Genomic DNA, 22,422 nt, shown 5'->3' with positions numbered 1-22,422 from the left:
TCGAAATGCTCGCCGTTCCAGCAAAGCTGGACGGCTCCGCTGGAACGAATCGCGCCGTAACAGGGCGCGCACAGATTGCCGCCGACAACGACCTCGATGCGATCCGCGCCTGGCTGTCGCGCTTTGTCGACACGAGAGCCACCTTTGAGAATTACCGCAAGGAAGCCGAGCGGCTGCTGCTCTGGTCGATCGTCGAGATGGGCAAACCGCTCTCTTCGCTGACGCATGAGGACTGCCTGCGCTATCAGCAGTTTCTCGCCGATCCACAGCCTGCCGGCACGTGGGTGGCCGGCGGCGGGCGCAAGCACCCACGCAGCGACGCGCGCTGGCGGCCGTTTTACGGACCGCTGTCGCCGTCCAGTCAACGCCAGGCGACCGTCATCCTCAACGTGATGTTCGCGTGGCTGGTGCAGGCCGGCTATCTGGCGGGCAACCCGCTCTCGCTCTCGCGCCAACGCACGCGCCACGCCGCGCCACGCATCACCCGTTATTTGGAGCCAAGCGTGTGGCAGGAGGTCAAGGACTTCATCGCGACAATGCCGAGGGAAACGGCCCGAGAAAAAGCTCACGCGTACCGAGTTCGATGGCTGTTCACCCTGCTGTACCTCGGAGGGCTACGTATTGCGGAGGTCGGCGCGAACACGATGGGCCAGTTCTTTGTTCGACCGGATGCACACGGCGCGCTGCGCTGGTGGCTCACCGTGCACGGCAAAGGCCACAAGCAACGGCTCGTGCCCGCCACGCGCGAAATGATGATGGAACTGTCCCGCTATCGGCAGCACCTTGGATTAAGCGCGCTGCCCTCGCCCAACGAAGACACGCCGCTCGTGCTGCCAATTGGCGCCACGGCGTCGAACGAGCGCACCGCGACATGTGCGCCGCTCACGCGCGCCGCGCTACACGCGATCGTGAAGGACGTGTTTGCGGGCGCAGCGGCGCGCTTGCGCCAGCGTGACGAAACGGCGAGCACGCGCGCCGAGTTGCTCGAGAAGGCGTCCGCGCATTGGCTCAGGCACAGCGCCGGCTCGCACATGGCCGACAGTAAGGTGGATCTGCGTACGGTGCGAGACAACCTGGGACATGCATCACTGACGACGACGAGCATTTACCTGCACGTTGACGACGATCGGCGCCATCAGGAAACCGAAGAGAAGCATCGCGTAGACTGGTGAACCTCCAAGCGCGTTCAGCTTAACGCGTCTCGGCCTGCTGCCCGCTCTGTCCGCCCCCTCGAACCGACCTCATGAATGTGCCTGTGCCCGAACCGCAGATCTCTGCAGACAAACAGACGCTCAGCTTCGTCATCGAGTGGCGCGGAGAAAGCGTAACCTGCGTCGTGCCGCGCCGGTGTCTGGAAGTCTTCTTCTGGTTGGCGCCCAATGCGGATGACGCGCGGCTGGTGAGCGTTTTCAGAGTGGGTCTTCTCCGATCGACGCGGTCGCGCGACGCAAGCTGCTGGCGCGATCAGCGCGGCCGGTGCGGCTGACCGAGACGGATTTTTCGCATGCTTGATTGCCAACGGCGTCCTGCAGGCAACCTACGGCAGTGGTGCTGCTGGCCAGTGTGGCGACGGAAGGCGACGACTATTAGTTGCGTCTCGCGTTAGATACGACTGTGGCTTGTCGCGACGACACCCGCAGTCATCCACAAGTTTGTATCTGGCGATTAACACGTTGCTCGGAAAGCGTGACGCGCACAGACCCTCGCTGGTCGACATAGAGCTGTTGTGAGTTGATTCGCCGCTGCCCACATGTACGCCGCGGTGTACCGCAATCTGAAGTCCCGAATGAGTCTTCACGACCCGTTGCAGCCGGTCGAGCAGTCTCTGTCCTAAGGGTAGATATCGGAGTGGAACGGTCATTCCGTGCCGTCGCCTGGAGGGCAAGTCATCGGCCAAAGCCGACGCTCGCCGTTCATCCATAGAGCGGCTGCAGCTCGACGCATCGCTGTCATTCGCGACTCAGCGCCGAGCAACGTCGGTTCCTTGAACGGCGAACGAGTCTTGACAACCCGCTACTGCCGTTCGGACCAACTTTAATTCGCTGACCGCTTTGAAGGGTTCACCAGCCGTTGCATGCAGTCAGTCTTGCGCCGAAAACGGCGGCCGCCATTGAACGCGGAACTATTGTTGGAGCGCGACCAACCCAGCGCCAGACACATTCTGTAATTCGCAACATATCCTCCTTGGAGGAAAGGTGCTTTCATCACCTTTGGGTTACGTAAATCCGAATGCGTGAATCTCCGTGGCCCTGTTTTTCCCTGGCACATCACAGCGACGCCGACCGTCTGGAAAAACGAAGCCACCTTTGATGACAAAGGCAGACTCAGAGTCTGGTGCGAGACATCCCCAGCGTGCAAGTTTTCGGGGCCGATTTTTCTCAGAGCCAAGCTGCGATTGCCAACGCGGAACCTCGAGAACGCGATGATCGGACCTCGCATGGCGGAGCCATAGTCCTTGATAAATCCACACCTTGGCGCAGGGATGCCCGAACGACTGATCTAAGAAATCAATCGGCAAGGAAGGTCTGAGTTGCAAAACCAGCGGCACGACGATGGGCAGAAGCTCTTCAAGTACCAGCTTATTTGCAGCATCCCCTAGGCCTACATCTGTGTAATACTGCGCGCGATATCCGGAAGATGAATTGTGAAAGAGATCAATCGCTCGTGCGCTGGTGCGCAGCTTGACGACGACACGAGATACGGTCTTGTCGTCAGTAGCACGCTGCTTGATGACTTGTTCGAGAGTGAGCCGGTGTTTGAGAAGCTCGAAGATGCCATCAAAGGATGGTGGGGCAAGCAGCCAATTCCGACGTTCGTTTGAAACGGTTGAGTTAAGGCGCCAGACCTCGGGGTCCACGCACTCAAACGGCTGCGGCGATGACACGGTAGGAGTCGTGCGGCGTGGATGACGCATTTGCGATATGCCTTCGTCGTGCCAGCGGACGATCCATTCCAACGTTCGCACGCGGCCCAACCCGATTACGTCTCGTTTCTCCCGAATGGATCGGACCCGTACGCGACCGGGGGGGCAATGAGTCCCCGGATCAAACCAGCGCTGAATGTCCGAAATTTGAGGCGGATTCAACCGGTCGATGCAACACCTAGAATCTGCATGAGCAGCGGAGGTGTTGCAAATGAAGCAGCGTGACCCTGCCTCCTTTCCACGTACAGCAAATTATGCAGCGATCATCCTAGCCTCGTAATCGACGGGAGTGGAGAAATCGATAGAGGTGTGCAGGCGTTGTCGATTGTAGTAGCCCTCAATCCAGTCGACGATATCCAGACGAGCCTGAGCGCGGGTTTCGTAGCGAACCTGATAGATTCGCTCGACTTTCAGGGTTTTGAAGAAGCTTTCCATTGGCGCGTTGTCCCATGCATTAGCGCGACGGCTCATCGAAACGTTCATCTTGAAGTCGGCGGCCAGTTTTCGGTACGCCCGACTTGCATATTGACTTCCGCGATCGGAATGTAACAACAACCCTGGCGGGGGCTTACGGTGCCAGCACGCGCCGCGCAGTGCCTGGCAGACCAGTTCCGCGTTGATGCGCTCTGACATTGACCAGCCTACGATGCGTCGGCTTGCCAGATCCAGAATGGCAGCTAGGTATAACCAACCTTCGCCGGTCCTGATGAAGGTGATGTCGCTGACCCAAGCCTGATCGGGCTGCCAGCCGTCAAAACGACGATCAAGCAGGTTGGGAGCCACCGGTAAGCGGTGTGTCGAATCCGTCGTCACCCGATACGGGCGTTTATAGACCGGCCGCAGCTCTAAGCGTTGCAGGCTACGGCGTACACGCTCAGCGCTGGCCGGCTGGCCCTGGATCCTTAATTGCCTTACGATCCGAGGACGGCCGTAGCTGCCGCGACTGGCGCGATGAATCGCTGCCACCTCCCGATCAAGCGCGGCGTTGGCCTGCGCTCGCTGACTTGGCCCGCGCTTACGCCACTGGCAATATCCGCTGCGCGACACCGTCAGGATGTGACACAGCCGAGTAACACTGTACTGGTCGCGGTGCTCGTCGATCCATGCGTACTTCACCGCGACCCCTTCACGAAGTACGCCGTCGCTTTTCGAAGGCAAGTCGCGCACTGGCGAGCTCTTTGCGAAGGCGGCTGTTCTCCGCCTCCAGTTCGTTGACCGGGCGCGTCGGTCGCGTGCTCTTCACTTCGTGACTGTCGACCTCGCCGATACGTTGAGCAGCGCGACTGCGTCGACTCCAATTGCCCAAGGTTGCCACGGGCACTCCAAGCCTACGCGCGGCTTCGTGCTGCCCGACTGATTCGGCAAGCCTAATGGCCTCGACCTTGAACTCGTCCGTGTACTGCCGCTTTGGCACTAGCTTCTCTGACATTAAAACCTCCGTACAAACAGAAATTAGCAAATTCCTGCTGTACGTGAAATCGAGGCATGGTCAGCGACCGAGAATCTACTACTCCGAGACCCAGAAAGCGCTGATGTGGGACCGATGGCGCAAGGGCGATACGATTCATCAGATTGCCAAGCTGTTCGATCGCGGGCATTCTTCGATTCAGCGGATACTTTCCGAGACCGGCGGCATCCAGCCGGTGCAAAGGCACCGCGCGCCACAGGCATTGACGCTCGCGGAGTGCGAGGAGATTTCCCGCTTCCTGGTGTCCGGATTATCGATTCGGTCGATCGCAGCCAGGCTGGGACGCGCTCCTTCCACTATAAGTCGCGAGTTGCAGCGCAACGGAGGCGGCCAAGGCTATCGAGCAAGCCAGGCGGATGCGATCGCGTGGGAGCGGGCGCGTCGGCCGAAGGTTTGCAAAATGGTGCGCAACCAGACGCTGGCGCGAGTCGTCGCTGCAAAGCTGAACCTGCAGTGGTCCCCTGAGCAGATTGCTGGTTGGCTCAGACATGCTTATGCGGTCACAAGGACTATTTGGTGTCGCACGAGACAATCTATCGGAGCCTCTATATTCAAGCTCGTGGTGCCCTGAAAAAGGAATTGCTTGAGCACTTGCGACGCTCTCGAACCATGCGCCGGTCCCGTCATCACACACTGAAAACCGAAGGCCGCACGAACATTCGCGACGCCGTGTCCATCAGTGAACGCCCTGCTACGGCGGAGGATCGCGCAATCCCCGGGCACTGGGAAGGAGACTTGCTGTATGGCAACGCTACGAGCCAGATTGCGACTCTCGTCGAACGTCAAAGTCGATTCGTGATGCTGGTGAAAGTCGCCAGCAAGGACTCTGAGGCTGTGGTTGACGCGCTAATACGACACGCCAGCAAGTTACCCCGGGAACTGTATAAATCGCTGACGTGGGATAGGGGTTCGGAAATGGCCCGATCACAACCGCTTTACTGTCGCTACCGACATTGAGGTCTCTTTCTGCGACCCACAGCATCCCTGGCAACGCGGTTCGAACGAAAACACGAATGGCACCAGCTGAGCGATTTAACCAAATCGTTGCATCGGACCGGTTGAATCCACCGAGCGTAAGGCCCCCTCACTGACGTTCCAGGCTTGAATGCGTGGCCGTTCGCTGATAGCCCTTATAGTGGCATTTCGGCGTCGGCTTTACAGTATTCTTTATATCCAACGCAAGCAATTCACAAGGTACCGCATGCTGAGAATCGGGGAAAACGCGTTTCGGGATCACCTCTTCGAACATCATAAGCAAAATTTTGCCTCGTTGATCGTTGGACGCCGGGAGCCGGTGGCCTGGTCCGATGAGGAAACGTTTCCGCCTATCCGCTTCTTGTTGCAGCAACGGGCAGAGCGAGCTATCAACGACATCCTGGACAATTTGGCCACCGTCTTTTTGACAGCCAAGGAGCTTCGGCTCGAGCGCAGCGAAGCCCATGCGACTCGAGTCGACCTGTTCGGTACAGGGGAGGAGACGGGAATCACATTAATCGAGTTGAAGAAATCTGGGCAAACCGAACGCCAAGCGTTCACGGAACTGCTCGCATACGCCAATCACTTCTGCTCGATCTTCCCCGGCCTGACCGAATCAGCGATCACCACGGTGCTGGTCGCTCCGATGGAGACACGCACGGCGCGGGACGCGTATGCGCAAGAGCTGGTAGGCAATCGGAAAAACGTTGTGGCACTCATCCCTCACGAAGACGAAGTCGGGACCTTCACCTTAGGGGTCTACTATCCGGACTCCTCTTATTACGAGTGGGTTGAGAACAATATCATGAACGATCATTCGATGACGTGCGTCACCCTTTCATTCCCGATCATGGAGGGCTGGATCGACTCCGACGTTGATACAAACGGCAGCATCCCGGGTCACAGCAAATCGGCGCTGAACACGGTTGCCAATTCTATTGCCCATCATCTGGAAGCGGCCGGCTTTCACGCCCTTGTGTACGCCAATCAGAAGTGGGGGCATTTTCCATTCCCCTACCTGAACTGTATCGTGGCTGTGGCCATGAACCCGTTTTCGTCTGCCCGCACGGCGGTTGATGGAGGAGTGATCTACGGCCGCTCGGTTTCGGGGCGCTTGGAGCAAGTGCAGGCGATCTTCGATCAGTTAACGGACGATGGCAAAGAGCTTCACTGGCTGGAAACAATGGAAGGCGATTTCCAAGGGCGGCTCATTCGGGCGGTGACAGAACAGTTCGACCTATGTTTTCTAAGTCGGAAAATGACTGTCTACCGAGAAATCGGATTGCCGGATTGGTATGGGCTGAAAGTGGACATCGTCGGCGCCGTTTGTACCCACAATCTAAATGTTTACACGACCGGGCTGATCAGAGAGATCTATCAGGAATACCAGGAACACGTGTACGGACACGGGTACGACAACATCTATGGTGCCGATGACCTGCACATGTTCCTCTACGGGCGCTTGCATCCATTTTTTGCCGTTTGGCAGATCCTGTCCGGCCTAGGATACGAGTCGGACGACGGCGATGAGGAAAACGTAGTAGAAACAAGGCAATAGACGAACGTCTAAAACGCCCGATGAAATAACACCAGGTCTCGCCGATTGTATGGCCGCTTTGTGAGCGCAGCAGTCTTCCGAATGGCCGGGCATGGCGTTGGACGTAGGTCCGGTCATGGCCGGGTGCCGACTCATGGTAGCCATCTTGCATTCCGTGCCGGGATACATGTCAAATTCGTATATCGATTTTCCAATTGTCAATTCTATTTGTTGATTGTATCGATTTAGCAGGAGTAGAAATATTGCAGGCGCGAGGCTTCCGAAAGACGAATAAAAAATAGCCTGAAAAAACACCGTTGCAATAATATAGCGGTTTCCCATAGCCTTAAATTCAACCCCCAAAAACCATTTCATAAGTCGTGGTGCTTCGGCCACGAATCTCGATCCGTAAATGAGGATTGGAGCCATTACAACAGAGACCGGGATGAAAATTGTCCCGGCAGCCATAAACAGAAATGGAATCGCAAAAATCGCCAAAAAAGAGAGGGTGTGCGGAAAAGTCGTAGGTGGGACATGAGTCATCCTGCCGATTATTTCTCCCGAGATACTGAACGCGAGATTAGAGCCAATAGCAAATGCGATGGCAATGAATCCCTTGCCAATCAAACTTCCATAAAGTGTTGCGTAGATGCGATAAACGTCATACGCGGCAACACCTAGGCAGTAAATAAAAAACAAGATCGCGATTGGCGCAAATAAATTCTGTGCGTCCAGCAGATAAAAATAACCTAGAAAAGGGAGGCACAGGGTTACGTTAAGGTAAAGTTGTTGACGACGATCGAGCTTTTCGTACCAATTTACTATGGCGCGCCGGATCTCGGTGAATTCATATTTTCCCGGACAGAGGAGTTGCACCACCCTAACTCCAATCCCGATTGCCATTAAAAATACACTTGTTGAAGAATATACAAATCGCCAATGTGCCGGAATGACGAGAAGTAGAAGGGAAAGAGCGACACTGATTGCTGCAATCCGTTTAATCAGATCGCCAAAACCTGCTTTTCTAGTCATTGACTGCCGACCTGCGGAGACAGAACCGCTCGTTAAGTCTTGATTTTTCATTATTTATACAGCCCTGAATAAAAACGCGTGCTTGCGATGCGACAGTGCTATTGGACTATCGGAAGATGGGGCAGAAACAAGCTTGCCTTTATCCCAGGGATCACGGGTTAGATTGCTTCCCCATGACAGACTCCCATTGAGTTGATAGGAGTTATATTGTCTTCCTCCATCTTTTTCGTCATGACGCTCCATTGAACCTGCTTGCCGAAGTCGGCCGAAGCCGACATTCACGCTCGGCGAAAAGAAGGCTGCTAGTGACAGCCTTCTGTCACTCAGCGCACTCGTAGTCGGAACGACAGCATTCCGGACCGCCGGCCGTCGTGCGAGTCGCCAAAGGAGCATGGGTTCGGAGGCCACCGTCAGGCCTGCGGAGCCTCGATCGCCTCGTCGAGCTTGATGACGGTCTCGAGCATGCGCCGAACGATCGCGGCGTCGAACTCTTCCGTCTGCTCCTCCTCATGGGTTCCCTTGTTCAAGTAGTTCCACTCGATTTTGTGCTTCTCGCCATATCCGAGCATCTCGCGTATGTGTGGCACGACTTCCTGGAACACGGTCACGTCCTTCCTGCCGAGGAACTGGTGCAGGCCCGTCGCCAAACTCATGAGGTCAGGGTCCCCCGGCCCCCTCATCCCGACACTTATCTGCGCCGACAGCTTCTTATTTGCGATCTTCCTCCACAGACGGTTGAGTTCTTCTTCGAAGGCCTTCCGGATGTAACTCAGCGAGTCGCGCGTACGTCCTTCTTCGTGGCTACAGGCGGCAACCGTGAGGTAGTGGCGGGGCGAGTCGAGCTTCACGGTAATCTTCCTAGCGGCGAACGGCACGAGGAAGTCGATCCGGGTCACTGTTTCCTTGTACGTTTTCATTGGCACGGCGTTCTCGAGGCGCTTCACGAAATCCTCACCGTGGGTCGTGACGATAAGTTGTCTTTTGCCAACCTCTTCCGGATCCAAGATGAGGTCGATAATCGCGCCCCGATGCTCGTCGTCGATCGAGTTCACAACATCGTCGAATATCAGAAACGGGACGCGGTCTGTGGTGATCTTCGCCAACAGGATCGCGAGCCCGAGGCACCGAATGTGACCTTCGCTGAGGACCTGAAGCGCGTCGCACGTGTCCCCGTTCCCGAACTCGATCTCTATCCTCTCCCCTACCGCCGTCGGCAACCTCAGGGACTTGAGCCTATCGGAAGGGTGGTCATTCTTGTTGATCTCGTTGTAGAACTTCAGCGTCTTCTCGTTGAGATGCGCAGCCAGTGCCAAGGGCAGTCCGGCGTTGTAGGCCAAGAGTTTTTCGCGGAGCGAGACGTACGCGATGCTGTAGCTCAGGTTTCTCGCGACCCCCGGTTTCTCTGCTTCCGCCTCCCTGATGAGCTCCTCGTTCTCCCGGTTGAACTTCTCGATAGCCTGCGTCGCCTCTGTCTCGCTCTTCGCGTTCGCAGCGACGAGGGTCGAGATGGTCACGATTTCCTCAAGGTCCTTGGAGATCGCGACGTTATCGTCCTCGAGCCTCTTGATCGCCACTTTGGACTGTTCGACCTTTCCATTATGGGCCGCAGTCGCGTCCTTCAGCGCCTGAAGGAGCTCACGCCTTGCCGGCACGGCTCGGAGGAAGGTCGCGATACCCGCTGCATCCTTGGCGTCAGATGCCTCGGCATTGAACGAGTCGAGCTCAAGTGCTCGGGCGAACCCGATGGCACCGCCGGAAGCGGGAAGCCTGGCGATTTTCGAAAGCAGGTCCCGCCAGCCAAAGTTAAGGGCCTCCCGGATTTCCTTGATCCGCGCTTCGGCCTTCAGGGCGACGTCGAATTGCTTCAGCTTTTCCTGCGCGTTGCCGTACGGATCAACCGGAACGGCGAGTCGACCGTCGCGGTAGAGTTCGGAGGCGCACGCGGGACACTCGTCCCCGAATCTTTCGCGGTTCCCCAGAATCGCGCCGTAAAGGTCCCGAAGGGAAAGCTGGTCTTTGTACCGGCTGAGGAGGACTTCCAAATCCGCCTTCTCTACGAGGAGCCGGATCAGTCCGTCGGCGTTGGATAGGATGTCGTCCGTCCCAGCATCAGCGGCCGATTTAAGGTTCTGCAGACGGCCGATTTCGGTGTTGTTTGCCTTTTGCTTTCCACCGTTGCCTTCGGGGCCGGTTAGGACTGCCTTGATTTCATTGAGGCTCTTGCACTCCGCATATTTCGCGAGCAACACGGCAACTCGCGTTTCGGCAGTTTTGGCTTTCACCGGGAGGCTTCCGAGGATCGCTTGGTGCCCGGCGATGCCCTTCGTCCGGTCCGCAAGCTCCTTCCCCTTTTTTCCGACGCAGTCCAGGTAAGGGTCGAGGCGCTCGTTAAACTGCGTTGCGAACGCATTGAACTCTTCTAGGCCGAACAGCGCCGCCAAGCGCGCCTGCTGGGCGGCCGGGGTATTGGCCGCGACCCGCGCGAATCCATCGATCCGGTTCTTTTCGATGAAGCAGAATTCGAAATTGCGGGGGTCCGCTTTCACTTCGATTCCTTTCTCCTTCGCGGTATCTCCGTACAGAACGGGCTTCGCCGACTTCCTCGATGTTGCGTTCCTGATGTATTCCGAGACGGGGATGCGCTTCGAATCCGCTTCGTGGATCGAGGCGAGCATTGCGTATTCGAGCGACTCACAAAGACTCGACTTTCCTGTCCCGTTCGGCCCGTAGACGAATGTGTACGGGTTTTTGAATTCGAAAGTGTGCTTCTCTGAAAACCCACGGAAATGCTCGACCTCTACTTTCGTAAGCCGGACGATCTCACTCTCGTTGGCGTTCGCTAGGTCGGCCGCGATTTCGAGCACCGGAGGCGCTGCGGCTCCGTTTTCGACGATCAATTTCGCCAAGACTCTCCCGCGCCGGCCTCCGGCCGTCCCGACCGCCGTGACTTCGTCGAACCCTCCCAACATCAGGTTGGCCAGCTTTTTCTCGTGTTCAGACAGAGTCGGGGCAGACTTGGCCAAGAAGCGTTTGAATTCGAATAGGGCCTTGGACATGTGCGTTCGCGAAGCGGTTGTTATCGATTATGCGGTCGGGCATCGGTTATCGGCACGACGCCTTCATTCGTTTGGATTGGATCGTAGCGTCTGTCCGCTGGTGCAGAGGATTGCATCTCTGCCGCGCGACACCGTTAACGTCACCACTCCGTCAAGCTGCTGCCGTTGCACGCGACCGACGCTAAGGTCTGCAAAGGCCGGACGCATGTGCCTCAGGCGACTATCCGGCAAGCCATCGGTCGAAGAATTTGACCGACGGCCTTCCGCGAAGCAATTTTCCGTCTCCAGGCAACGGCGCCAATGTTGTCAGATTGACTTCAGACTACTGTCGCGCGGATGTCGCCATGACTGGATCGAGCGCACCGGTGTTGATCACCTTGTCAACAAAACTTTCCATCGCGTTCGCGATCGCCTTCTGAGCAGCAAGACTCAAGGCATCCGCGCCCACCGGGCAATTTCCGTCCTCACTTGCGTGGCCTTGACCGCGGAACGTCGTCGTGATCAGTTCTTTTCCTTGCTTGTCGGAAACGCGAGCGCGAATCGCTATATCCACGTTTGCATCAGCGGATGGCACCCAGAATCCCGGCGTAAAACGAATTCGCGGGTCAAACTCGGAGAGGTCGAACTTGAAGATGATTCCATCGCGCCCGGATGGCACCGCTCCGCCGTTATTAACGACTTGAGGGAAGGCGGCTTCAACGGTCTTGGAAAGCGAACCTTGCAGCGCCTCACCGATATACATCGGATACTTATGGGCGCCGCAGGCGAATCCGGATTTGACATCCTTACCCGCGGTAACAAGATTATCGCTGAAGACAACGTAGGCCTTGTCTTGTCTGATCTTCGTGCTCATGACCTCAGAAGCACCCGATTGCGATGCAACTTGCACGTTATACGCGCAACCCGAAACCACCGTTGCCGCCAACATCGCGGCGCATGCTCTAACCCAAGCCATAGTTCTCCCTCTTTACCTCGGCTGATTTTTCTTCTCTAGAGAACGCTTCTACGGCATGCCGTGAGCGGTTCCCGCTCTATTTGTCAACGCCGACTGAAACCTGACCCACATTTCTGGGTTTCGCCGAAGTAAATGTGACCCACCCGGGTCGTTGATCACGCGGCTACTTTCGTGCTGGCCCGCGTGCCTGTTTGTCCCGCCTTTCTTTTGTCCTTTAGTCGATAGCTCTCGCCGCTGATTTGCACGATATGAGCGTGATGCAGGAGCCGGTCGAGCATTGCAGCCGTCAGCGTCTGGTCATCGGCGAATGCTGTCGCCCACTGTGTGAACGGCAGGTTGCTGGTCAATACGATTGAGCCGCGCTCGTAGCGTTTCGCCACGACATTGAAGAATAGGTTCGCCTCCTCCCGTCCAAATGGCAGATAGCCGATTTCGTCGATAACCAGCAGCCGGGGTCCAATGACCGCGCGATTGAAGAACTCCCGCAGGCGGTTCTGCTGCCGGGCAGCGGCCAGTTGCATCATCAGGTCAGCGGCGGTGATGAACCGCGTCTTGATGCCGGCCTGCGCAGCGCGGTAAGCAAGCGAGGTCGCGATATGCGTCTTACCCACCCCGGATGGTCCGAGCAGCACGATGTTCTCGGCCCGTTCGACGAACGCCAGACTTGCCAGCTCCTGAATCTGCGCACGTGGCGCGCCGCTGGCGAAGCTGAAGTCGTATTGCTCAAGCGTCTTGATGCCAGGCAACGCTGCCAGCTTCGTGAGCACCTGACGCTTGCGCTGCTCGCGCGCGCCAAGTTCCGCTTGCAGAAGTTGTTCAAGGAAGTCGGCCATACTCGAATCGGTCGTTGCATTGCGTTGTGCAAGCGGCGCCCAATCGGTCGCGACGCAGTCCAGCTTCAGTTGTGCGCATAGCGCGCCAATCCGTTCATGTTGCAGATTCATGCTGCGACCTCCAGCAATGCGTCGTAGACCGCTAGCGGATGCTGCAGGCTCTCGCGTGGCAGCACCCGTCGGTTGTCTGGCGCTGCGAGCGCTGGCGCCTGGGTTGGTAACGGCAGGAGCGCCGCCTGCTCCGAACAAAGCAGGACCGCCGGACGCTCACCTGTCGTCGCGTGGCGGCGTACATTGGCAACTTCTGATAGCCAACGGCCAATTTGCGCATTGGCGGCCTCAACATCAAGCTTCAACCCCGAGGACCTGAGCGTCGCGGCAAGCGGCACAACGAAGCTCTCCTTGAGATAGCGGTTGAAGCGTTCCACCTTACCCTTGGTCTTCGCGCGATACGGACGACACACCTTCGGCGTGAAGCCGTAGGTCTCAGCCAGCGCAAGCAGCTGTGGGTTCCAGCGATGCTCGCCTTCGCCGAATGCATCGCGTTCGATGACCACCGACTTCGCGTTGTCGAACAGCACATGTTCTGGCGTGCCACCGAAATAGACGAGTGCTTCACGTAGGCATTCGCATAGCGTCGCGGCGTCCTCACGCGAGGTGAAACGCACGAAACTCGCACGGCTGTAACCCATCGTCGCGACCAGCGCGAGCAATGGCTCGCGCCCTCGTCGAATAACGGTGAAATCGGCCTGCAACTGCTTGCCCGGCGCGGTTTCGAAGCGCACCACCGGTTCAGCTTCGGGACGCTTGTAGGGCATCAGAAATGCCTTGAGCTGACTGATGCCGCCTTCGTACCCAGCTTCCTGCAGTTCGCGAAGCAGAACCGTTGCCGGAATCCAGTGCGGCCGCGCGGCGGCGACGCGCTCCAGCAGATAGTCCTTAAACGGGTCGAGCTTCGTGGCTCGCGGCTCACGCTGGCTGTAACGGCTCGCCTGCTCATCCCTCAAATATCGGCGCACAGTGTTGCGTGATAAACCCGTTTGCCTTGCTATCTCACGTACCGCCGTCCCGCGCCGGGCCAATACCTTGATTTCCACTGTTTGCTCCTGAGTCAGCATCGGCGGCAAAAGCCGCCATCGTCTCCCAGGTGGGTCATGTTTACTTCGGCGCCAGGGTCATTTTTACATCGGCGCTAACATCTATTAACGGCAACGTGAGAGAAGTCTTTAGAGGCTGCGGCTGAATTCGCTCTTTGGCAGCGTTCAGTCATCTGGTTCAGCTGGGCGGCGGACTATGCTAAAACGCATCACCATCAAGGAAACGAGGCTTTGTGCCTGCTGCTTCACACATTCACGCCAATGGCTTTGCCTCGACTGACTCGGACGCTCAGGTCCCTGCTTGGCAGTTACCGGTCGCGGCAAATCAGTTTCCATACCCAGTTCAGCTCATGCTTTGCGCCCTGCCTAGCGAAGTTACGACCGCTCGAGCGTCGGAAAGGAGCATCGGGCAACGACGTTACGTGTCGGCAACGATATGCTTATGCATTTTCTAATCCCGTTCCGGTGCACTCCATGTTCTCGCATCCAGACTTAGACGATGACCTTGAATCTGAAGGTCTTGCTCTTCTCGCCCGACTTAGGTCCCGTGGGTACAACGGAGACCGGCTCGCCGCCTGTTCGCGAACTCGCGGATTGCTGGCCGCACTCGCTCGCGAGGGTTTCAAGATTCGGTCGAGCGGCCGCGGCCTTTCAGAGAATGGCAAGACTGTCGTTGTAGAATGGGAAGAAGGACCAAGGCAAGTGCCACTATGTCGGGTACGAGCCCAACGACATGCAGCGAATGGACTTTCTCCTCGGGATCCCGTTTCTGATGTCGGAAGGTGGCTCCCGTAACCGCAAGACGATCGGGTTTGACCTTGCTGCGCTGGCCGAGGCCACAGGTGTACCCGTCGCACATCTTCATTTGACTCCTGAGAAACCTAAAGGGCAGCGGGAAGATGGAGTTGAGGAGCAATATCTTCGAGTGAGCGAGCACCATTCCCGGATGGGCAGTTCAAACTCCTCCACCTGTGGGCGGCTAAATTCCCCCAGGCAGGACCAGTGGATTATGCGTCGGATTCCTCAGTGACGGCAAGCCTGGTCGCTGCTTCCCGGAGGCGATAACTCTTTCCTTCAAACTCGAGGAGTTTTGAGCGATGCAGGAGACGGTCAAGAATCGTCGAGGCCATGGTGCTGTCGCGAAGGTAGCGCCCCCAGTCCTGGACGATGCGGTTGGATGTGACGAGAATGCTGCGGCGATGCTTGTATCGTTGGTGAACAAGGGTCTGCAGCAGTTCGGCCGCGGCATCAGGGATGCGTTTGGCGAGGAACAGATCGTCAAGCACGAGAAGTTCGGGCTCAACGAGTGCCTTGAGCAGACGGTCCTGATCGGCCCGCGTTTCCACAGCATAGCCGGCGAACACGGTGTCGGACTCGACGTAGCGCACCTTCCTTCCCTGCAGGGTGGCGTTGTAGGCGATGGCCTTGGCGACGTGGCTTTTGCCGGTGCCCGTTTTTCCTATCAGCAATGCGTTGTCGCTGTCGGCGACGAACTTCAGGGTATGTAACTCGAAGCAAGCCTGACGAGGTACTTTGGGGTTGAAGGACCAGTCGAAGTCACTCAAGGTTTTTCGCTCGTCCAGACCGGACTGCTGATAACGTCGTTCGAGAAGCCTGGATTGCCGCCGATCGAGCTCGTCCTGCAGAATCATGGAGAAGGTTTCGAGGAACGGCTGCTGGCTGGCCTGGGCTTGCAGCACCCTCGTTTCCAGCGTCGCGCTGATGCCAGACAGACGCAGTTCGCGCAGCGCGCGGTCAATTTCAGCGAGGCTCATGCTCAAGAGAGATCTCCGTTGGGTGATGACATGGCGGCGCTATGACTGGCGCCGAGGGTGAACAGGTCGGCATAGTCGTCGCCGTCCCGGATGAGGTGATGTTCTTGAGTCAAGGGCAGTTCGCCCTGGATGGGCGTGTCCAGTTCAGCCAGCGCCTGCTCCAGAAGACGCTCGGTTAGCGCTTTGACCTGCTTGTAGCTGGTCACACCTTCTCTCACAGCGATCTCGCACGCCGAATCGATCAGGCGGCGGGGGTAGCGCCGGGCGAGACCGACGATGCCCCAGAGCTTGCGCTGACCGATTCTCCCTTCCGTATCGAACAGCTGCTGACACAAACGCTCGGCCGACGGCCCGATCGCCTTGGCCTGCAACAAGATGCGGCGCGTTTCCCGGGAGGGATTGAACGGTCGCTCATCGTGCGGCAACACCACTGATCCCGGCTTGTCGGCCAGAACGTGCGTGCGCAGCAATGCCTGTGTCTGGAGGTTGCGGACTTCCAGGCGACGGGCAAACTTGCGTACGAGCACCTGGCTGCCGATGAGAGCCGGTCGGGCGGCGTAGCTGCTGTGATCCACCCGTACGCACGTGTCGTCGCAGACCGTGTAGACCTTGTCGGTGAAGTATTCGAAACTGCGCGTGGGCAAAGCACCTAGATGGGGGCGCTCTTCCTCGAACATCGCCTGAACCTGGCGACGGGTGCTGCCGTGGATCCTTCTGGCCGCCCAGTTCGATTCCCATTGATCAAGGAAGGCGTTTTGCTCCTCGATCGATTCGAATCGTCGCCCCTTCAGGGCCGTGCCCTGAGTGTGCTGGATTGCGTTCTCGACGGTGCCCTTGCGATTCGGATCCCGTACGCGGGCTGGGTCCGCCACCACGCCGTAGTGAGCGAGCATGGCGGCATACACCGGATTGAGCTCCGGCTCGTACAGGTCCGGTTTGACTACGCCTTCCTTCAGATTGTCGAGAACGACGTACTGCGTGACGCCACCAAAGTGGCGCCAGGCCTGCTCGTGCAGTTCAGCCCAGACCTGTTTGCTGGACTTCCACACGACGCGGCGGAAGCTGCGCCGCGAGTAACGCAGCGTCATCACGAACAGCCGGGGCTTGCGGTATCGGTTGGTGCCCGGCACCCTGGTCAGGGCGCCTTCGCCATAGTCAACCTGCGCCTCTTCGCCAGGCATGAAGTCCAGCCGGTCGAACTGGGCCGGCTCGTGCTGACGCATTGTCCGCACGAACCGCTTGACGCTGTCGTATCCAGCGACAAAACCAAATCGGTCCACCAGATCCTGGTAGATGGCCATGGCATTGCGCCGAAGCCGCAATTGAGCCTCTATGAACTCCCGGTGAGGCTCGCAAGCTGATATCTGGCTGCCCTTTGTCGGTGGGCATGGTGGAGGAATTTGCAGCGCGCAGCCGGTGGGCACCGTGGGGGAATTTGCTTGCGCCGCTGCGAATTGCTCCTGGTACTTGCGAATCGTCTTCCGATCAACCCCGGTAACCCGGGAGATTTCCCGCTGACATTTGCCCGCAGCGACGAGTGTGGCGATGGTTGTTTGCAGATGCGGCTTCAAGACGTTCACTCCAGCCACCCCTCTTGTTCATTCTTCGAGAGGTGCAAGGTAACGTCCTGCCAGACCGCGTCAGCATCATGCTCCGCGTGTCTCTAGGTGGGGGATTTTGAGGTGCCCACAGGTGGGGGAATTTGCCCGCCCATCGGGGCCATTCTGCGATAGTACTGGTGCACGCCATCACGGCTGCCCTCTGCTCATCCTATCAGCCGCCCGAAGTTGAGTCCGAGGATATCCTCGAGGCGCGTGAATGGGCTGAGCTGCAGAAGCGCCGGCCAAGTTTAAGCGCAGCCATGTACGAGAGAGTCACGAAGGCGAGACGGGGGCAGGGGCGTTACCGTGACGATCTGATGCGGCTTTTTGAGGGCCGTTGTGCGGTTAGCGGCCTGGGTCTTTCTGCGGCGTTACGAGCTTCACACGCACTCGCATGGGGCCGGTGCGAAACCGATGAGCAGCGCGTTGATGAGAACAATGGGCTGCTCCTGTCAGCAAACTTGGATGCGCTTTACGACCGATATCTTATCTCGTTCACTCCCTCGGGGGCAGCCCTCGTGTCCGAGTCGCTGAGTGCCGAAGACCTGAACAGGCTGGGACTCATCGGTGACTTGCGCGTGACGCCCACCACCGCCCAAGCTCAATATCTTGAGATGCACCGAGGTGAGTTCGTCAGAAGGGAAGAGATGCGCAAACAGAAGAGAGCGGGCGTCAACGCCGCATTTCATGCCGCCAACCTCGTGACGAAGGGACCGCTCTAAGGGAGGGAATCGGGGATTCGTGTTCGTAAGGCAAAGACGCGGACGGTACAATGCAACGACGGCTTCCAGGCTTACGAACGCATAGGGGCTAGTTCCGGTTATTGTCGGAACTGGAGGCGGCATATGCTGAAAGTATTCTCCCGATGCTTGACGCCGTCACCGTCGGCGACCCGCCAAATTGCTGACGTCCGAGCTTGGCCTCTCCAACGACGGCTAAGGCCGATGAACGAGCGCTCGCCTTGTGACAATCAGATGGCCGGTTGCGAAGCAGAGCCGACGCTTGAGCGGCCTGCCGGCGGTGCATGTGACCGGCAGTTTGTGGCCGAACTCGGTCAGACCAGGTCCGCCGGGCGAAGCTTCGATTCATGAACGAGCTACCGCGAATCATCGGTGACTCGCCTCTGGCAATCTATCGACGCGAAGACTACATAGTACTGCCACGCGGCTGCCGTAGATTCCTCTATGTCAGACTTAGATGCTCTAAATGTGTGATCGCGTACGCCTCTGATCGAGCCTACGATCAAGTAACAAGACGCGGCCGGGGACGCGCAGTTGTTCGCGGCGTCAGGCCGGTCTGCTCAAGGAAACGGGTTGATCACGGTCAGCTTGTCGAAGATGACTTGACCATGGTGCATGTCTTCGCTGTAAAGGACCTCGCAATCTGCGATTAATGCGAAAGCAATGATGCAGGAATCGTAAAACCGGAATCCGTAGTGCGCTGCAATCCGACGTGCCTCTTTGTGAACTTCAAGTGTCAGTGGCACGACTTCGCAAAACGCTTCGACGTCGTCCAAGATGCGCTCGATCTCAGGCCACGATAGGCCCATCTTCCGGCTCATCACAAGCGTGACCTCGTTCATCACCTGAGTACTGATGACTGGCTTGGAATTTCTGCCAGCCACCAATGCCTCAGCCCTGTCAGCCTTTGCGGCGTCGTCAGAAAACAGATAGACGATTACGTTGCTATCGACGGCAAACCGAGTCGGTGCTGCCACTGTCATTCGGCGTTATCCCCGGTCAGCGAGTGATTCCCGATCAAACTTGAAGTCCGCGGGCAGACGTCCCCGATACTTGCGCAGGCGCTCGATCCGCTCGGCAACGGTGGGCTTTTTGCTGACAGAGAATGCGCCCGAACGGTCAGCGTAAATCTCAATATCGTCGCCCTCCTTCAAGTCAAGCGCGTCGACAACGCTCGCGGGCAGCCGCACGGCAAGGCTATTACCCCATTTTGCGACTTGCATGATCATTCCCGTGGATACACGTTATACGCATTGTATATCCGACCCGGTTTTCTAATCAAGTCCGAACCCGTCAGGTGACGTCCCGACGGCAAACACCTTCCCTGCGAGCGCGGTCTCAACACGCCGTTGCGGTTCGCCGGCACTCCGCACGCGCGTCTTATGATCCGGTCGACCCAGTGTACATCGGCGGGCTAATGAGATCTGACGTCCGGACGATTCGTTGGCAGTGTGCGAAAATGCCGGGCGCTGGAACGAACGCTGCCTATCATAGGAGTGTTGACCCAGTGCTGATCGTCGATCCTGCCGGCGGCGAGTTAGGATTGCAAATAAAACCACCGCGCCGGAGGTACTTGACGTTTGCAATACGCATCAGTTCGCACTTGCACAGCGAAATGGCGTCTGGCAGCTCGTGCAAAGCGATTGGCAGGATACGCGTGAGACCGAGCCCATCCCTTTTCCGACGATGGACTGCCGCCTTGCACGCCTGGTAACCGGTGTTGACGCCTGAGCTGCTGCTGCGCGCTATCTGTGACCGTAAGCTCCCGGGTGTGTTCGCGCGTGGCCTGCTCGGCCACAACCAGGGGAAGACTGATCCCGTTGTGACAAAGCGTCATCGCACTGACCGGGCGAGGGTGTTCGCGGACCGATCTCATGTGTTGCTGGAAACCACCGGACGCGATCGAAAAACAGTTCACTCTTTGCGGGCAGGTCCGCAGCGAAGCGAGTTGGCAACGAAGTCCCGCAAGCCGTTGAGATAGACGGTATTTGGAAGATATCGATAGTCCGACCACATTACCGCGTTACACGGCCTCCGGTGAACAACGGATCCGAGAAAGAGTCTCGCCAGCCTAGCGAGTAAGTGGCTATACTCGGAATCCGTGTAACATCCCTGCAGAGGCGCGTGTCTCGACCAATGGAGCGCCTCATGTACCACATCATTCCCTATCGGCCCTTTAGAATCCACGTCAGCCAGCGGCGTCAGCCGAAGATCCTTACGACGTGACGGCCGATCAAGGGCCGATCCACTCCGGCGTGATTGGGCGCGCCGGCCACAGCATATAACTTCATAACGGTCCGTCCGCTCGTCGCTGCGCCTGTTTCATCGAGCAGCGCGCGCCGAGCAAGCAGCAATCGATGCGCTCGTCCGTCGGTGCGCAGCACGAGTATTGACTAGCCAGCTCTGGGTCAACGCTCCGCGGTGAGCGAATCCAAGAGCCGGTTGACATCGTTCGTCACCGGCGGTCACCCGATTACTTCGGCATAGAATCGGTCTGACATAGGTAGTTTGGCTAACGAACGGTACTTTAGAATTACAGACGGGTCGCCATGACGAAAGCTTTAAGCAGATTGATCAGTGATGTCCCCGGGCTTGATGACGTCCTCGGCGGCGGGTTCGTGGCCGGTTCGTCTTACATCATTCAGGGCCAGCCCGGTTCGGGGAAAACAATCCTTGCGAATCAGATCGCGTTTGCTCAGATGCGGCAGGGGCGAAGCGTCCTATATGTGACGCTGCTGGCCGAATCGCATGATCGGTTGTTTCAATCTCTCTCGACCTTGCGCTTCTATGAGCCGCGTCGGGTGGGCGCGCAAGTGACGTATATCAGCCTGCTGAAAGTTTTCCGGGATGAAGGGCTGCTGGCCCTCGTCGAGGTGCTGCGCGCTGAGTTGAGGCGACAAAGCGCAACCATATTGATCCTGGACGGATTGCTCAATACGCGCGACCAGGCTACCGATGACCTTGATATCAAGTCATTCGTGTCGGAGCTGCAAAGTCACGCTGCCTTCACCGGGTGCACCGTCTTTTTCCTCACAAGCGCGAACGCCAACGATTCCAGTCCGGAGCACACTATGGTCGACGGCGTGGTTCAGCTACGGGAGGAGTTGTTTGGTTCGCGCACAGTGCGGCGTCTCCGGGTGGCAAAATCGAGGGGAAGCGCGTCGCTCGGCGGGCTTCACACTTACGAGATCGCGGACCAAGGCATCATTGTTTATCCGCGTCTTGAAGCGCTCCTCGCGACACCGTCCGCGAAGGAACTATTGCCCGCTCGACGAATTGCGACAGGCGTTGCCAACCTCGACGAACGCATGGCCGGCGGTCTGCCCGCCGAGTCGGTGTCGCTTGTCATTGGCCCCGCGGGCAGCGGCAAAACCACGTTTGGGTTGAATTTCTTGCGGCTAGGCACGCCACAGGAACCCGCGCTTCACTTTGGCTTCTACGAAACGCCGGAGCGGCTATTGGCAAAAGCAGAAACGCTCGAAATGCCGTTGCGACAGATGACAGAGGTTGGCGCGCTGCGCGTAATGTGGAACCCGCTCACCGAAAACCTGCTCGATAGACTCGGCAGGCAGCTGTTGCACGCGGTGCGCGAGCACGGCATCAAGCGCTTGTTCATCGACGGCATGGGCGGATTCGAAAGCGCAGCGGTGGTCCCGGACCGTCTAGCTGAGTTCTTCGCGGCGCTGACGAACGAGCTCAGGGCCATTGGCGTAACTACCGTTGGTACCTGGGAAACAAAACAGATCCTCGGTCCCGCCGTGACAAATCCGGCTCCGCGGCTTATCAGCATGCTCGACGGCCTTATTGGCATGCATCATGCGATGGACAGATCGAAGCTTCGCCGCGGAATGACGATCATCAAGCTGCGTGACAGTGCGTTCGATCCCTCGATTGCGGAAGCCGAAATATCGGCGGGTGGCATCCGCGTTGTAGGTCCGATGCCATCCACCGCCTCTACGATGCCACAGGCCGTCGCGAGCAGCGACCAAACGGCCGTAGAATGAAGAGAGGCGCGTAGCATGACCACCATTGTCGTCGTCGACGATGAGCAGGCGATTACCGACTTCTTGTGCTACCTCTTCCAAGAAGAGGGCTTTGTGGTGTCTTCCGCAAGCGACGGCAAATCAGCCTTGGAATTGATCCGCTCCGTTAGGCCAAGCCTTGTCGTGACTGATTTCATGATGCCGATAATGTCGGGGCTGGAACTTGCCCAAGCGTTAAGGGGCTGCGAGGACTCCGCCGGTATCCCAATCATTCTCGCAACCGCAGCTCAGGGCGCGATCGCGCGTGCGCATGCAACGTTGTTCAACGCCATTTTAGATAAGCCTTACCCCCCCGACGAACTCCTCCGCCTCGCGAATTCGCTCGTGCCATCGGTAACTGGTCACCGCAGCTTTTCAGGCAACGACAACAACACCTCATAAAATAGG

The 22,422-nt window shown here is 57.9% G+C and carries 16 protein-coding genes and 2 pseudogenes; 7 read left to right on the top strand and 11 right to left on the bottom strand.

What is annotated here, in order from left to right; all coding sequences use genetic code 11:
• The first annotated feature begins 5 nt into the window (after positions 1-5).
• Together P9220_RS19930 and P9220_RS19925 are read left to right on the top strand one after the other, a co-directional pair.
• On the top strand, positions 6-1,172 hold the full coding sequence (locus tag P9220_RS19930) for a tyrosine-type recombinase/integrase (protein WP_309767238.1): 1,167 nt from the start codon (positions 6-8) through the stop codon (positions 1,170-1,172).
• Positions 1,173-1,243: 71 nt separating this feature from the next.
• Positions 1,244-1,486 carry a DUF1488 family protein gene (locus P9220_RS19925; RefSeq protein WP_309767072.1) on the top strand — a complete coding sequence of 81 codons (243 nt, stop codon included), beginning with the start codon at positions 1,244-1,246 and terminating at the stop codon, positions 1,484-1,486.
• Between the two features lie 729 nt (positions 1,487-2,215).
• On the opposite strand, the gene P9220_RS19920 is transcribed toward P9220_RS19925, so the two are convergent.
• A complete protein-coding gene (locus tag P9220_RS19920) occupies positions 2,216-2,884 on the bottom strand; it encodes a hypothetical protein (protein WP_309767070.1) in 669 nt (222 codons plus the stop codon).
• A 291-nt stretch (positions 2,885-3,175) separates the two neighbouring features.
• Positions 3,176-4,352 (bottom strand): annotated as a pseudogene (locus P9220_RS19915) (IS3 family transposase).
• A gap of 103 nt (positions 4,353-4,455) precedes the next feature.
• Here P9220_RS19915 and P9220_RS19910 point away from each other — a divergent pair.
• Together P9220_RS19910 and P9220_RS19905 are read left to right on the top strand one after the other, a co-directional pair.
• Positions 4,456-5,409, top strand: a pseudogene (locus P9220_RS19910) (IS30 family transposase); the annotation flags it as partial.
• Positions 5,410-5,592: 183 nt separating this feature from the next.
• Positions 5,593-6,924 carry a hypothetical protein gene (locus P9220_RS19905; protein WP_309767069.1) on the top strand — a complete coding sequence of 444 codons (1,332 nt, stop codon included), beginning with the start codon at positions 5,593-5,595 and terminating at the stop codon, positions 6,922-6,924.
• On the opposite strand, the gene P9220_RS19900 is transcribed toward P9220_RS19905, so the two are convergent.
• From P9220_RS19900 to istA (P9220_RS19870), 7 genes are all read right to left on the bottom strand, one after another.
• Positions 6,868-7,986 carry a hypothetical protein gene (locus tag P9220_RS19900; protein ID WP_309767067.1) on the bottom strand — a complete coding sequence of 373 codons (1,119 nt, stop codon included), beginning with the start codon at positions 7,984-7,986 and terminating at the stop codon, positions 6,868-6,870. The genes P9220_RS19905 and P9220_RS19900 overlap by 57 nt on opposite strands.
• Positions 7,987-8,345: 359 nt before the next feature.
• Entirely contained in the window at positions 8,346-10,991 is a 2,646-nt protein-coding gene (locus P9220_RS19895) for an AAA family ATPase (RefSeq protein WP_309767065.1), read from the bottom strand.
• 322 nt (positions 10,992-11,313) lie between these two features.
• Positions 11,314-11,844: a hypothetical protein gene (locus P9220_RS19890; protein WP_309767063.1), complete on the bottom strand. Its 531-nt coding sequence runs from the start codon at positions 11,842-11,844 to the stop codon at positions 11,314-11,316.
• A gap of 257 nt (positions 11,845-12,101) precedes the next feature.
• Positions 12,102-12,890, bottom strand: a complete 789-nt coding sequence (istB, locus tag P9220_RS19885; RefSeq protein ID WP_309766146.1) for an IS21-like element helper ATPase IstB — start codon at positions 12,888-12,890, stop codon at positions 12,102-12,104.
• Positions 12,887-13,897, bottom strand: a complete 1,011-nt coding sequence (gene istA / locus P9220_RS19880; RefSeq protein ID WP_309767061.1) for an IS21 family transposase — start codon at positions 13,895-13,897, stop codon at positions 12,887-12,889. Before istA (P9220_RS19880) ends, istB (P9220_RS19885) begins: the two co-directional genes overlap by 4 nt.
• Positions 13,898-14,883: 986 nt before the next feature.
• On the bottom strand, positions 14,884-15,651 hold the full coding sequence (gene istB, locus P9220_RS19875; RefSeq protein WP_309765432.1) for an IS21-like element helper ATPase IstB: 768 nt from the start codon (positions 15,649-15,651) through the stop codon (positions 14,884-14,886).
• Between the two features lie 2 nt (positions 15,652-15,653).
• A complete protein-coding gene (gene istA / locus P9220_RS19870) occupies positions 15,654-17,231 on the bottom strand; it encodes an IS21 family transposase (RefSeq protein WP_309764531.1) in 1,578 nt (525 codons plus the stop codon).
• A gap of 158 nt (positions 17,232-17,389) precedes the next feature.
• On the opposite strand from istA (P9220_RS19870), the gene P9220_RS19865 reads away from it, so the two are divergent.
• Positions 17,390-17,974, top strand: coding sequence for an HNH endonuclease signature motif containing protein (locus tag P9220_RS19865; RefSeq protein WP_309767060.1), 585 nt, complete (start codon positions 17,390-17,392; stop codon positions 17,972-17,974).
• 578 nt (positions 17,975-18,552) lie between these two features.
• On the opposite strand, the gene P9220_RS19860 is transcribed toward P9220_RS19865, so the two are convergent.
• Together P9220_RS19860 and P9220_RS19855 are read right to left on the bottom strand one after the other, a co-directional pair.
• Entirely contained in the window at positions 18,553-18,975 is a 423-nt protein-coding gene (locus P9220_RS19860; protein WP_309767059.1) for a PIN domain-containing protein, read from the bottom strand.
• 6 nt (positions 18,976-18,981) lie between these two features.
• On the bottom strand, positions 18,982-19,215 hold the full coding sequence (locus P9220_RS19855; protein WP_309767057.1) for an AbrB/MazE/SpoVT family DNA-binding domain-containing protein: 234 nt from the start codon (positions 19,213-19,215) through the stop codon (positions 18,982-18,984).
• Between the two features lie 1,326 nt (positions 19,216-20,541).
• Here P9220_RS19855 and P9220_RS19850 point away from each other — a divergent pair.
• On the top strand, positions 20,542-21,996 hold the full coding sequence (locus P9220_RS19850; RefSeq protein WP_309767056.1) for an ATPase domain-containing protein: 1,455 nt from the start codon (positions 20,542-20,544) through the stop codon (positions 21,994-21,996).
• Positions 21,997-22,011: 15 nt separating this feature from the next.
• Entirely contained in the window at positions 22,012-22,416 is a 405-nt protein-coding gene (locus tag P9220_RS19845) for a response regulator (protein WP_309767055.1), read from the top strand.
• The last annotated feature ends 6 nt before the right edge of the window (positions 22,417-22,422 follow it).

The organism is Caballeronia sp. LZ016, assembly GCF_031450805.1.
Lineage (GTDB): Bacteria > Pseudomonadota > Gammaproteobacteria > Burkholderiales > Burkholderiaceae > Caballeronia.
The sequence above is the reverse complement of the archived record's forward strand: the minus strand, read 5'-3'. Positions and strand labels throughout refer to the sequence as shown.